14 protein-coding genes and 2 pseudogenes are annotated in these 13,083 nt (G+C 32.8%); all 16 read right to left on the bottom strand.

The window, feature by feature from the left end; genetic code table 11:
- Positions 1-44: 44 nt before the first annotated feature.
- A complete protein-coding gene (locus tag RN80_RS06420) occupies positions 45-1,787 on the bottom strand; it encodes a glycoside hydrolase family 13 protein (RefSeq protein ID WP_060628324.1) in 1,743 nt (580 codons plus the stop codon).
- A gap of 176 nt (positions 1,788-1,963) precedes the next feature.
- Positions 1,964-2,455 (bottom strand): phosphoribosylanthranilate isomerase, encoded by a 492-nt coding sequence (locus tag RN80_RS06415; RefSeq protein WP_060628322.1) that lies wholly within the window; start codon positions 2,453-2,455, stop codon positions 1,964-1,966.
- Between the two features lie 63 nt (positions 2,456-2,518).
- Positions 2,519-3,400, bottom strand: coding sequence for a diacylglycerol/lipid kinase family protein (locus RN80_RS06410; RefSeq protein WP_060628321.1), 882 nt, complete (start codon positions 3,398-3,400; stop codon positions 2,519-2,521).
- A 113-nt stretch (positions 3,401-3,513) separates the two neighbouring features.
- Positions 3,514-3,687: pseudogene (locus tag RN80_RS09760) on the bottom strand (hydrolase); the annotation flags it as partial.
- Positions 3,686-4,303, bottom strand: a complete 618-nt coding sequence (locus tag RN80_RS06405) for an SAP domain-containing protein (protein ID WP_060628319.1) — start codon at positions 4,301-4,303, stop codon at positions 3,686-3,688. The gene RN80_RS06405 and the pseudogene RN80_RS09760, both read right to left, overlap by 2 nt.
- Before the next feature lie 116 nt (positions 4,304-4,419).
- Positions 4,420-4,536: pseudogene (locus RN80_RS09755) on the bottom strand (ADP-ribosylglycohydrolase family protein); the annotation flags it as partial.
- Positions 4,537-4,693: 157 nt separating this feature from the next.
- Positions 4,694-5,164 carry a hypothetical protein gene (locus RN80_RS06400; protein ID WP_060628317.1) on the bottom strand — a complete coding sequence of 157 codons (471 nt, stop codon included), beginning with the start codon at positions 5,162-5,164 and terminating at the stop codon, positions 4,694-4,696.
- 187 nt (positions 5,165-5,351) lie between these two features.
- Entirely contained in the window at positions 5,352-5,480 is a 129-nt protein-coding gene (locus tag RN80_RS10120) for an ADP-ribosylglycohydrolase (RefSeq protein ID WP_080998516.1), read from the bottom strand.
- Positions 5,481-5,491: 11 nt separating this feature from the next.
- A complete protein-coding gene (locus tag RN80_RS06395; RefSeq protein WP_060628315.1) occupies positions 5,492-6,298 on the bottom strand; it encodes an alpha/beta hydrolase in 807 nt (268 codons plus the stop codon).
- A gap of 290 nt (positions 6,299-6,588) precedes the next feature.
- Complete coding sequence (locus tag RN80_RS06390) at positions 6,589-7,326, bottom strand: CPBP family intramembrane glutamic endopeptidase (RefSeq protein WP_060628313.1); 738 nt, start codon at positions 7,324-7,326, stop codon at positions 6,589-6,591.
- Between the two features lie 177 nt (positions 7,327-7,503).
- The gene (locus RN80_RS06385) at positions 7,504-8,112 is read right to left on the bottom strand and encodes a Type 1 glutamine amidotransferase-like domain-containing protein (RefSeq protein ID WP_060628312.1); all 609 of its coding nucleotides are present in this window, start codon (positions 8,110-8,112) and stop codon (positions 7,504-7,506) included.
- 57 nt (positions 8,113-8,169) lie between these two features.
- The gene (gene aac(6') / locus RN80_RS06380; RefSeq protein ID WP_060628311.1) at positions 8,170-8,598 is read right to left on the bottom strand and encodes an aminoglycoside 6'-N-acetyltransferase; all 429 of its coding nucleotides are present in this window, start codon (positions 8,596-8,598) and stop codon (positions 8,170-8,172) included.
- A gap of 341 nt (positions 8,599-8,939) precedes the next feature.
- The gene (locus RN80_RS06375) at positions 8,940-10,622 is read right to left on the bottom strand and encodes an ABC transporter ATP-binding protein (protein ID WP_060628309.1); all 1,683 of its coding nucleotides are present in this window, start codon (positions 10,620-10,622) and stop codon (positions 8,940-8,942) included.
- Between the two features lie 21 nt (positions 10,623-10,643).
- A complete protein-coding gene (locus RN80_RS06370; protein WP_253275430.1) occupies positions 10,644-11,459 on the bottom strand; it encodes an ABC transporter ATP-binding protein in 816 nt (271 codons plus the stop codon).
- 39 nt (positions 11,460-11,498) lie between these two features.
- Positions 11,499-12,239, bottom strand: coding sequence for an ABC transporter permease (locus RN80_RS06365; RefSeq protein ID WP_060628308.1), 741 nt, complete (start codon positions 12,237-12,239; stop codon positions 11,499-11,501).
- 171 nt (positions 12,240-12,410) lie between these two features.
- Complete coding sequence (locus tag RN80_RS06360) at positions 12,411-13,046, bottom strand: TetR/AcrR family transcriptional regulator (RefSeq protein WP_060628306.1); 636 nt, start codon at positions 13,044-13,046, stop codon at positions 12,411-12,413.
- Between the last annotated feature and the right edge of the window lie 37 nt (positions 13,047-13,083).

The raw sequence follows: 13,083 nt of genomic DNA, 5'->3' as shown, positions 1-13,083 counted from the left end.
AAAGCTCTCTATACAACAATTTTCCTGTCACTCTTAATTGATCTTTAATGAAAAATCACAAATCCTTTTGGAAAGATGAGAAGCTGATTCTCCAATTCTTGGTAATTGGTTGCTAAGACTACTGCTTCTTTCTCGACAATATAATCTTCTGTTGATTGGTTAAATATTGCTTTGAGGGCATGTCCTTGGTATTTCCATTCCAAAGCTATTAGATCTGGTTTGATTTCTTTTAGGCTATACTTGCCATGCGAAATGATTGCTGAGGCATGTTTGCGAATCTTGATTAGCTTCTTCATAAAGTTCAGCATCTCATTATCACTTGATACGCGTTCCCAAGGCATACAACTGCGACAATCTGGGTCTGGACCGCCAGTCAAGGATAGCTCTGTTCCGTAATAGATGCAGGGTGTTCCTTTTTGTAAAAAGAGAAAGGTTAGGGCTGATTTAACCAGTTGAACATCTTCATCGGCCGTCCACAAAATACGTTCTGTATCATGCGAATCTAGAAGATTAAACATCACTTCTGAAATCTGCTGCTTGTAATACATAGATTGGCCATTGATTTCATCTACAAACTGGTTCGTATTTTTAACACCTCGTAAGAAATAGTCCTTGATACTATCAGATAAAGGATAATTCATGACTGCATGAAACTCATCGCCATTTAACCAAGGCTGAGAGGTATGCCAGACTTCTCCAAGGATGTAAAGATCAGGCCTTTTAGCTAAAACTGCCTTCCGAAAATCCCTCCAGAACTGATGGTCAATCTCATTAGCCACATCCAAACGCCAAGCATCGATACCAAACTCTTCAATCCAATAAGTCGCAACCTTTAAAAGATAGTCCTTGACCTCTGGATTGGCTGTATTTAGCTTAGGCATATAGTCCTCGAAACCAAAAGCGTGATAAGGTAACTCTCTCTTATTGGCTAGCTTTTCAGTCGTCACTGGAAATTGTTGAATATGGAACCAATCTTTATAAGTAGACTGTTCACCATTTTTTACAACATCTTGCCATTGAGGCGATTGCGAACCAATATGGTTAAATACAGCATCCAGCATGATTTTCATGCCACGCTGATGAGCTTGCTCGACCAGCTCTAGAAAGGTTTCCTTGTCTCCAAAATTATGGTCGATTTCAAAGTAATCCGTCGTATTGTACTTATGATTGCTCGTAGATTCAAAGATAGGGCAAAGATAAAGTCCAGTAATTCCCAAGTCTTGCAAGTAATCCAGATGGTCAATAATCCCCTGTAAATCACCACCAAAGAAATCATCACTCTGAGGTGTGATAGATGAATCCCAGTCTAATGCCCCTTCTGGGTTTAATCGAGCATTTCCATTGGCAAATCTCTCAGGAAATATCTGATACCATACCGTATTTGAAACCCAGTCAGGAACCTTGCAGGCATCATTCTCATGAAGATAGGGCAACTTAAATCCATTCCCAATAGCATGGAGATTTTCTAGAGAATTTTCCACACAACCTTTATCACCATACAAAATACTTTGACCTTCTGTATCCGTGACTTCAAAGAGATACTGGATACGTGCAAAGTCAACGGACACTTCAACTTGCCAATAATCAAAGATGGCATCAGAAGTTATCTTGACCATTTCTTTTGTATCCTGATAAAACTCCTCCATAAAGATAAAAGGGTCACCATAATGCAAGTTGATGTTTTCAATGTCCCCTTTCTTAGTTCGAATCCGAATATGAAGTTTCTTATCCTTATAAAGATAGGCGAACTCCGACTCAGGCCTGTGGTAAATGGCTGTTAATTCCATTGTATCTGTCTCCTAGTTTACTTTCATCCGTATATAACGCAAACGTTTTCATAATTGTTAATCTAGTATACTACTTTCGTATTTTATTTTCAAGGCTTGTCCGTAGATTCTAGTGGTTTGGTTCTATAAATAAAAAAGCAGCCAGTCTTACAACTTGCTACTTTCCAAATGATGATTTACAAATGTCTTTCCAGCCACTCAATTTTTTTAAAATCCTTATTGTTATTGTGCTCATTTCGATAAGAATCTTGGGAAGAAGCCTTGTAAATACTTAAAAACTGTTCCAAACTTGGAATGCGAAAAGTGATGTTTTCGAGATGAATCAGCTCTATATCCGATTCCGAAACTCCTGCAAAATCAGGTAAAGAATCGATACTTCCGAACTCAACACTCAGACCATCTTTTTGGAATTCATGCTCATGAATATCTATTAAGTCATAGCCTAAGTGTTTCATCACTTTCATTATCTTGTCCCACTCATAAATTCTGAGATGATCAGGTGCTTCCCAACCTCTAGGATCACCAGGCACATGAATGTCAATGTCAGACGGCCTCCATTCTTCATTTGAATGGTATTCAAAACCCAAGGACCCCATGAGCGTCGGTGTGATTCCGATTTGGTTTAAATGAGAACAAATTGTTCGAAATTCATCAAATAGAGAATTCATTCCTCCTCCAATCGTTGGTATAGAATTTAATTTCGTTGTGAATAATAAACTAATTTTTACCTTCTACTCTTTCGGTTTTGAAAATACTTCTACTCGCTGAGCTAGGACTTTGATTTCTACAGGTAGGTTATCCGATTTATCGCCATCAACATCTGACTCCAATTCACTATCTGAAGAGATCTTAATATTACGCGCTCTGATATACTCAATATTATCATTGCCGACAACATCTCCTTTTAGTAAATCAGGAATGACGGATAATTTGGAGAATAGAGACGCATCTTTTAGAATCAAAATGTTGGCATAACCGTCTTTGTTTTCTTCAAAGATTTTCTTATCAGCGAAGTAATTTGTCAAGAGAACCAAAACATGGCTCGCTTCACCAACATAATTTCCATTTTCTGTCTCAACCTTAATGTTAAAGACCTGATCCGTCATGACAGACTTCATGGTATTTACAGCATAGGCTAAAATACCGAATTTTGTCTTATCCTCGATTTCAACATTATGAATCGCCTCAGGAAGTGAACCGATACTAAAGATATAACCAAAATAATTGTCATTTGCTTTACCGATATCAATCTTGTTGGTTAAGTTGAAATCCAGTTCGTCAATTGCGCCATCAATGTCTTGATTGATTTCCAACAGTTTCGTAATGAGGTTACCCGTACCGCCTGGGATAATCCCTAACTTAGGAATGTAGTCTCTCTCAGCAATACCCGAAATGACTTCATTAACAGTACCATCTCCACCAAAAACAACCACTGCATCGTACTGCTCACGTGAAGCTTCTTCAGCAAAATGTGTTGCATCCAACGCTTTTTCAGTAATTTTGGTTTCTACGTGCTCAAAGCATTCTTTTGCTTTATTTTCCAGCTTTTCTTTGTAATCCAAAGCCTTCTCACCACCAGAAGTAGGGTTAATAATTACCATTGCTTTTTTCATTAATAATACTCCTTAATTTTTAAATAGAAATGTTTACATTTCGTCGTATGCAAGTAAATGTAATCCTATTATACAATGAAAATACAGAAAAGAGAAATATGACGTACTGGAGATTAATATAATTTTATTCTATTTTCCCATCGCATAACTACATCCTTTAAGGGTTCATCCAAGTAAGAATAGGCCTTATCTTTTATCCAATAAGGAATACCGTAAGCTGCCTCGGCAATGCTGCCAATGATTGCAGCGAGAGTATCACTGTCGCCACCAAGTGAGATGGCGTTTCTACTTACAATACTCTTTTATTTTACCAGCATATTCACTCAAAAGATTATTTGAATAAATTTTTTCATTACTTGAATTTCTAACTTCTTTCCAAAGAATGGAAGCTACTTTTAGTTTATTCGAGTAGTTGCCACTATTTTCGTCTGCACAGAAATCCTTTAAAAATTGATTCCATTGACAAACCGAATGGTCATACTTGGCATAATCTGAATCTCCATAATAGACTTTTAGCATATCTTGGATTGTAAAACTCAAATCATTTTCTCTTTTTACTTTTCTCCAAGCAGTCGCCATATCAGCAGTAAATTTAAAGGGTGAAACATCTGTTAAAGTTGAGAAATATTCTCTAAAGTAAGTGTTAAATGAAAATCTACATTTAAGTAAGGGCGTATCTAAGGTAAGGACTTCTACTTGTTTCTTTTTCCTTTTTATTGATGATTTTTCAATCAAATTCCCCTTAAAGTACTGCTCAATAATATGATTGATTTCTTGTTTGGTACCTCTATATTCAAGCCCTAATGACTTGCATATCTGTGAAAGTTCATCACGATACCAATAGTATTTATTAAACTCATCAAAGGAGTTGATTTTGTCAAACTCAGGTCTGTTATCTATCAATATTTTACCTCCTTAAAAACAGTTTAGGTTGTCATCTCAAAATAATGGAGTTTTAGTTTCTTTATTTTGAGGATTAGCTACGTTTCACTAACAAGCTTACACATTCAACGGTTCGGAATTACCGTATCATCCGTGAAAAAACAATCCTCAAGAAATAAAGGAAAATCCTGAGTTTTGATATTGTTCCATTCGTAAACAGAACCTACAATATCTCCAATAATTGCTCCTAGCATCAGATTCCTCCTTATAAGATATCGGGAATTTGACCATCAACTATAGTTTTAAAATTATCTATTATCGAATTTTGTATAATTTATAGGTATTCATCTAATCAAATTACAATTAAAAAACTTTTTTGATTCCACTATGTACTACATCTTCCTATTATACCTAAAACGGAAGTACACCAGCCATCAGCCCTTGAGCAATAAAACATCTATTATTTTGAAAATCTGAAAAATACGTATCACTTATAAAACTGTATAAGATATCAACGGGTCTATTGTACCAATCCTTGTATACATAGTCCATATTATATATCAATAAAGCTTGTCCATCTTGACTATAGCCCTTGAAAGTTATCGAAAATGCATCTCTATAACCAATAACTTTATCATTCTTATTTGAATTGTTTCCCTTTCTATATTTCTCAAAATCAATAAGTAGCGTATATTTCATGAGTTTAGATAAGGCTTTTTCTGATAGTTTCTGACTATGTTCAAAAACGATCATTCCAGTATTCCCACATTCTTGGTAGGACAGTTCAGAGTTCATCAAATTACACTCAAAATAACCAAAAATTTCACAACCACAATGAATAATAAATTCAATTTTAGAAAAATATTCCTTAGTCCATATCATCTTATCTCTCCATTCCTAAGTATGCTAAGAAAAAATGTTCAAAACTCACAAATCTACTTTTAGCCTATTTTATTTTAATTTCAGGCATAATACTAAAATATCTCTTACGGTAAAAGCCTTTTTTCAATACTTTCTTAAGTTCTTTTGTTATAAGATTTTTACGCTTTGACCAGCAAAGCTTACACACTCAGCTGTTCGGACTTACCGCATCATCCGTGAAAAAACAATCCTCACAAAATAAAGAAAAATCCTTCGTTTTGATATTGTTCCATTCGTAAACAGAGTCTACAATGTCTCCAACTATTGCTCCTAGCATCCGTTTCCTCCTTATGGCATATCGGATTCGTTACACATTTCTAATGAATCACTCTTTAAAAATGGCACCACCAAATCAATCCACTCATGAGGCAGGTAAGCTGATAAATATCCGTGGTTATAGCCCTTTGCCTCATACAAAATTGTATTTGCATGTAGCTGATGAAATAATTTCGCTGATTCTTTCACACAGTTCAATTCTTTTTCACCATAGATATATAGAACTTGAGCTTTGCTAGCAGAAATCATATCTTTCAGCTTGTAATGCCCCATATAGGTTTTGTAAATGGTTACCAATGTTTTGACAGGCGTCCTTGACAGATCCTCCAAATAATAAGCTTTTATTTCTTCTGGATAAACGAGTTTAGGATAGAGTTTGTTCATCATGCTTAACTGAAGTTTGCAAGAGAATTTATTGAACATCAGTTTACCAAATAGAGACACTAGAAAGATGCTGATTTTAGATAACATTGGTTGAGGAATACAGAGGCTTCCGTCTATGATGGCCTTCTTAGCAATTTCACTGTCTAAAGACAAAAGCTCCATGGCAATTTGACCACCAAGTGAAACACCACCGATTGCAAACAATTTCCCACCACAGTTTGCTTTGATATAGTCTAGAATCTCCAATGCAGAATCTTCAGTAGAAACATAATCAAGTTGATATTCCTCGCCGTGGCCATTCAAAGTGGGTAGAATAATACGGTATTCTTCTTTTAAGATTCGTGCTTGACGAAGATAATTCCACCAAGAACTGCCACCACCATGTATCAGTAAAATAGGAGGCAAATTCTTATCACCAAATTCATGGAATTTCATGTTTAAACTCCTTACTGTAGGACTTTCACTAGCTACATCCTTGTTTAATCAGTTTGAATAAGCAGTGATACCGCCTCAACATATGGTAATATTCTTCTTTTATACTAATAAACGAAAGGCAGTAAAAATCATTTTAAAATGATACTGTGGAACGGAAAGATTTTCGCCAGTTCCAAAAGAAACGATATTCATCACTCCACTTTAAATTATAATAGATAATTCTCTAACATAGATCATCTAATTAGCAAATCGTTACTTTCAATAATGGATATACTAATCTAAAGTTAAAATTACTTTTCCTTACTAATTCTATTACTAGCCAATATTGTATAAATCAAATAACCAATAAAAATGATGATAAAAATAACATTAATTTTTAACACAAAATAGAGATTTAACAAATTTGCGAACGCATGAAATAATAGACAGTACCCCACAGATTTCGTTTGACGGTAAAGAAGCCCTAAAACAAAACTTAAAAATAATGTATATATAAAAAATAAAATAAAAGGAAATCCTTGATGACTCTCTCCAACTATAAACCATAAAGGCAGATGCCAAATCCCCCAAATTGATCCTACAATCAAATTAGATTGCCAATAAGTATATTTTTTATCAAGTAACGGTTGTAATATACCTCTCCATCCTAATTCTTCATGTCCACCACCAAAAAAAATTAATTGTATAAAGAATAGTGGCATCAGATAAATTGATACTCCGTTTAATTCTAAGGAAGATACAGAGAATAGTATCAAAATTGCTAACAAATGAATAATGAAATAAATACTACTATTTTTTCTTTTATTAAATACAAAATGTTTAAATTTTATATTATTCCTTTTCAAATAAAAGCCACTTGCAATAGCTGGACCAAGTGCACCTACTATATGTAACATTCTCCCTATAAATGTTTCTAATCCCAAAATATGAGATTGAGTAAATATGGCAAGAAGCACCCAAGCTATATAAGTAATTCCAAAAGTACAATAAAGATAATTTTTTAAATTCTTTTTGTCAATTTCTGTCATTTTATCTTCCTTATCTTGATTATTTTATGAATAATATTTTTACTGCTTCTTAGTTGCTCTCGATTATAACTACCTATATTCTATCATAAAAACACAAAAAAGCCTTACAATCAAGGCTTTTCATTATTCATTTCGTCAATACTTTAGTTTCGTAGATTCAGATTCGCATGATTAAAACTAGTCAATTTTCTCAATAATGTTTCCAAGTTTATCTAATACAAGACATGAATGATCATTTAGTGGAATTATGGGAACATTAACGAGTTCTTCAGCTCTATCCTTATTTGCTTTATCATTCCATGAATCATAATGGACACTAATTAAAAACTGACTAAAGAATCCTAATCCATTTTTTATCTTTATCTGATGATCTGAATTATCATTAGGTGAGACATAGACTTTTTCTCCTAATAATAGGGCTCCTGCAGAAAATCCTATAACTTTTGCCCCTTTATTAAGCATATGATCGATATAATTTTTGAACTCCTGATTGACATAAGTAGCTAAATATTTTTCCGTATTTCCACCACCTATAATAATTAGATCAGCATCTAGATAGCTATCAAAATTAATCTGCTCAGTGTCCAAAAGTAAGTAATCAGTGTTTAGATGAGGAAATTGACTTTGGAAAACTTCCGTGTACTTTTTCATATAGGGTTGCCAATTATCTCGAAAAACTGTAAAAATAACAATTCTTTCAATCTTGCTTGATAATACAATTTTATCAACAATGCTATGTTTCTTTATTGGGGGATTCCCACCCATCAAAAAAATTTGTTCGTCCAATCTTTCACACTCTCTAAAGATATATAAAGTTTAAACAAGTTTATTCACGTTTCTAAATTATAATTTTTTCTTAAAATGAATAATTCTATTTGCCTCCTGAAATCCAATATTGAGATGAAATCTTATAGAATCGGTATTCGTTAAAGTACAGTCACTTGCAAATTCCTTACATCCTTTATTTTTCGCCCATTCCTCACATTTTGTACAGAGATTTTTAGCAATATCCTTTAAACGATATTCCTCGTCGACAATAATCCCTTCTAAGAATCCAACAGGACTATATTTACAACCTTCAACATAATCAAATCTGAGTGAACATAATGCTAGACCTACAATTGTGTCACCTTCAACTTTAGTAAAGATTGCAGTATTTTTGTCATTCGTATATCTTTTTACTTCATCAATAGCTTCTTTATCGGTCAATTGGGGCCATAATTGTTTCATTAGTTTAGCCGTTTTTATAGAATCATTTGTTATTCCATCCATATTGATGTTCCTCCGCAAATTACAAGCAAATGTTTCGAATCATGCTGATACTTTGTTACTCATTGATTGATACCAATACCATCCCCTTCTACTTTTCGCTGTCTCAGATCAGAAGAGCAGAGCCACGCACTCAACGGCTCGGACTTACCGTATCATTTCGTCGGTTCCCTCCTCATTCTACGAGTCCTATCCCATGGGCGGAACATCTACTTCTACTTCGCTGATGCCTCAGCTCGTACAAGCAGTGATACTGCCTCAACATGTGGTGCTAGTAAACATCTATATTATATAACGAAAGTAATAGAGTGTTTTATAGAATTATACTATAAAACGAAAGAGAATTACACACTCAACTCAAACAACTTATAAAACTCACCTCTCCTATCCATCAAGTCACAAAAAGAACCATCTTCAACAATGACGCCTGTTTTCATAAAGAGAATTCTATCGTATCTTTTCAAAATGTTTTCATTCAACTTGTGGGTTACTACAAGTGCAGTCAAATTTTGAATATCCAAGATTGAACTTTCAATTTCAGTAGTAACTTTATTATCTAAAGACGAGGTAGCCTCATCTAATAATAAGATTGGTGTTTTTCGAATTAAAGCACGCGCAATACTAAGTCTCTGTCTTTCTCCCCCAGATAGATTTGATCCATTCTCGCCACATGAAGTTTGTAGACCTAATTCATTTTCTAAAATATAACTTTCTAAGCCAGACTGCTGTACAGCTTTTTTTATATCATCTTCAGTAAAGGATTGACTAAGGGTAATATTTGCTTTTAAAGTATCATCAAAGATATAAACATCTTGCTGAACAATAGTCATTAAGTTATAAAGGCTCTCTGCTGAAATAGCTTGCAAATCTTGATTATCAATTGAGATATACCCACTTGTTACATCATAGAAACGCAGTAATAGATTGAGTAAAGTTGATTTTCCACTGCCTGACATACCTACTATTGCAATTTTTTCCCCCTTTTTGATCTGCAAAGATAAATTATTAAAAATCTTTTCCTCAGCATTAGGGTAGGAAAAATCTACATTTGAAAAAGAAATAACATCATCGAAATATTCTTTCGTTTGACCAGTCTGAAGTTCTGTTACATCTTTTACCTCAAATGCATCTAGTGTTGCCTGACCTTCACGGAATTTACTTATTCCCATACCAACTTCATTTAGTGGCATTACTACAAAATTGACTAGTTGAACAATAGCTGTAACACTCCCAATTGTGGTATGCCCACCGAAGACCAGATACATTCCTCCTCCAAAGGCTACTAAAAAAACAATCATCCCTGAAAGTTGAGAAATAACATTAGATAAAACATCAAATTTCCCTTTGATGAAATATATCTCATCCAATTTTTCGCTTTCGTTTTTGTAATCTTGACCGATAGCCTCTTTCACATTAAAACTCTTTATAACTAGAAACCCTACTAAAATATCTTTAACCTTAGCTAAATATTTCTGATCGGCTATCATAGAACTATTTTGTAGAGAGGCTGATTTTTGTCCAATAAAACCTGAAATCATCATAGGAATAATGCTAACAATGATAACTAATAAGGTCAAAAACCAATTACCTATAAACATGGCTACTAGTGAGAAAATCATTAAGGAAATATTTTTTGAAATATTAAAATACTGGTGCAAATAATCCTGCTCAATTTTCTTCATGTTCTCAGTTAATATTGAAATAAATTTCCCTGATTTTTCCTTAGAAAATTCTCTATAATCCCTATCTAAAATAGATTTAAACACCTTATTTTTGTATCTTGACATAATCTGCCTAACAAGTTTATTTCTTAATCGAAGGGATATAAAGTTCAGTCCTGCATAGATGAAAATAACACTAGCTCCTACTAGTACCGCTTGAGTTAAGGCATATTCATTTTGGGACATACCACTATCAATTATAATTTTAATAGAATAAGCAAAAGCAATATTAGTTAAAGGAACTAGTATATTAAAAATCATGAAAGTATAAAAAGACTTCTTATGGTACTTTGTCAATTGTTTCATTCCTAATCTACCTCATAATTCTTAAATTTCATTTAGAAAATGTGACATAAAATATTCTTCTAAGTCAATATTCTCTCTCCTAATCTCTTTCATATAGACCTGTTCTACAATTTCTCCATTTTTTATAAAACCAATTTTATCTGCTATCTGTGAAATTTCCGATAATATATGACTCGATATTAGTATTGTAATTCCATGTTCCTTTGAAAGCGACAACAAAAGATTTCGAATTTCTTGAATTCCTATTGGATCTAAACCATTGATTGGCTCATCTAAAATTAACAATTTAGGTTTTGTTAGGAAAGCCCGAGCTAAACCAAGCCTTTGCCTCATTCCTAACGAAAAATCTTTTACTTTTTTAGTCGTATTTTTTAATCCGACCATTCTTAATGCTCTTATTATATCTGATTCAATAATATTTTTCCCCATATACTGAGCGTGAATTTCCAAAATTTCTTTTGCAGTGCAATTATCATAAAAAATTGGTGATTCAATAATACTTCCAATCTGACTTAGGATTTCTTCTCTGTGCTCTTGTAGATTTTTCCCAAAAATTTCAATACTACCTGATGTAATTGTTGATAAGGATAACATACATTTCATTAACGTTGTTTTTCCAGCACCATTCGGTCCTAAAAAACCATAGATTTCTCCTTCAGCAATTTGAAGGTTGATACCACTTAAAATTTCTTCTTTATCAATTGTTTTAAAAACTTCTTTTATTTCAACAATATTTCCCATTTCTATCTCTCTTTCTATAGCCAGCTTTAAATGCAAAAATTTTTTCGTAAGGAGCATAAATACCAATTTATACGCCTCTTCTTTTAAAGTAATCATTAAAGAATTATCACTTTACTTCCATTAAATTCAGACATACTACTTGATATTAATATCTGATTTTGAAATAGTATAAATTGAAAACGAAACAATCATTAAACTTATGAAACTAGCAAATATTAAGAAGAATAAGTTATCAACAAAATTATTCGTTAAACTGCCTGGACTTACATTCGAAAGTAATGCTGCAAAACCAAGTCCTGTAAGCATTGTTATAGCTATTGAATGCCTAATCATGCCTAAAACAAAAGGTAGTATTCCGATTAATACCGTTCCAAACGTAATTCCAGCTAAGTTAATCATTTGATTAGCTACTGGGATATAATTTGATTCAGTTAAAACTGCTACTAATTTAATTAATAATTGAATAACTAAATGTGCAGTAAAATGAGCAATAAATGATATCAGAATTACTGTAAGCACTTTTCCCCATAGTAACTTTATTTTAGAAACAGGGTAGGAAAACAGCTGAAAAATTGTTCTTCGTTTAAATTCATCAATAATAATCGTAGACAATAAATAAGATTCAAAAATCAAAAATGCTGCTTTGGTAAATAAAGATGAAAACAATGAAGCTACAATTGCCCAACCTTCCCATTTACCAGTAACTCTAATAACATTAGAATCCTGTACAGTGAATTCTCCTAGTTTATTATCAGTACCTAAACCCATAATAATGATTGCTGTAATACCTAACACTATAAATATAGTACACATCCAGGCTAAAAATAATTTTGATTTTGAAACTTTATTTAATTCTATTTTAATAAGCGACAACATAGATTTTTCCTCCAAAAAATTTTGTTAATATTAATGACACTATTCAAAAAGCACCTTACATACTACCGGTATGTTAAGATTCAAAAAATAAACATACTAAAGGTATGTATACTGGGATTTTTAATACCATATCTAGAGTATGGTATTTTTTAAAATATCAATACTTATAATTTATTTGACACCTTTTAAGTGATCAAATAATTGGAAAATTACTTCCATCATTTCATCAGAAATTAACTGTACCCCTAGACCTTCAAAAGTAAGTTTAATGAAATTCATTTTACGCTTTAATTCTTCTACTGAATAAATAGAAATTTGGAACCCAATCCAAATATTCAAAGTTAACACAATCAAATCAGCTAGCTCTTCTGGATATGCTGTTTTAATTGATTTATCTTCAACACCTTCGAAAACTTTTTCTCTAATTCCTGGTAAAAAATCAGAAAATAAATTTAGATACTGTTCGCCTAATAAACGTGGACTTCTTAACATAATTGAAGCTGAGTATACGAGTCTTTGTTGTTCAAAATTAGAAAAAGAATCCATCAAAGAATTTTGTATTTTTTCTAATGCAGTATCTCCTCTCCAATTATAATTTAGAATTTCTTGATTATTTTCACTAATGATTGATTGCAATATTTCATCTTTAGACTCAAAATGATGATAAATAACACCTTTCGTCAATCCACCTAAGCCATCTATGATATCTTGTATTGACGTATTATCAAATCCTTTTTCTACAAATAAATTTTTTGAGACCTCTAGTATTTTTTTTCTAGTTTCATGTGAGTTTCTATTCCTTGCCATTTTAGTCCCTTTCTATCATACCGATGGTATGTAATTC

The organism is Streptococcus mitis (assembly GCF_001281025.1).
GTDB lineage: Bacteria > Bacillota > Bacilli > Lactobacillales > Streptococcaceae > Streptococcus > Streptococcus mitis_AK.
This window is presented reverse-complemented; position numbering and strand designations above follow the sequence as displayed.

What these genes read in the sequence shown, in the direction of transcription:
- RN80_RS06360 (WP_060628306.1), bottom strand. Translation starts at nt 13,046, where the DNA reads ATGGCAAGGAATAGAAACTCACATGAAACTAGAAAAAAAATACTAGAG.
- RN80_RS06365 (WP_060628308.1), bottom strand. Translation starts at nt 12,239, where the DNA reads ATGTTGTCGCTTATTAAAATAGAATTAAATAAAGTTTCAAAATCAAAA.
- RN80_RS06420 (WP_060628324.1), bottom strand. Translation starts at nt 1,787, where the DNA reads ATGGAATTAACAGCCATTTACCACAGGCCTGAGTCGGAGTTCGCCTAT.
- RN80_RS06395 (WP_060628315.1), bottom strand. Translation starts at nt 6,298, where the DNA reads ATGAAATTCCATGAATTTGGTGATAAGAATTTGCCTCCTATTTTACTG.
- RN80_RS10120 (WP_080998516.1), bottom strand. Translation starts at nt 5,480, where the DNA reads ATGCTAGGAGCAATAGTTGGAGACATTGTAGACTCTGTTTACGAATGG.
- RN80_RS06375 (WP_060628309.1), bottom strand. Translation starts at nt 10,622, where the DNA reads ATGAAACAATTGACAAAGTACCATAAGAAGTCTTTTTATACTTTCATG.
- RN80_RS06370 (WP_253275430.1), bottom strand. Translation starts at nt 11,459, where the DNA reads ATGATTACTTTAAAAGAAGAGGCGTATAAATTGGTATTTATGCTCCTT.
- RN80_RS06415 (WP_060628322.1), bottom strand. Translation starts at nt 2,455, where the DNA reads ATGAATTCTCTATTTGATGAATTTCGAACAATTTGTTCTCATTTAAAC.
- RN80_RS06400 (WP_060628317.1), bottom strand. Translation starts at nt 5,164, where the DNA reads ATGATATGGACTAAGGAATATTTTTCTAAAATTGAATTTATTATTCAT.
- RN80_RS06410 (WP_060628321.1), bottom strand. Translation starts at nt 3,400, where the DNA reads ATGAAAAAAGCAATGGTAATTATTAACCCTACTTCTGGTGGTGAGAAG.
- RN80_RS06390 (WP_060628313.1), bottom strand. Translation starts at nt 7,326, where the DNA reads ATGACAGAAATTGACAAAAAGAATTTAAAAAATTATCTTTATTGTACT.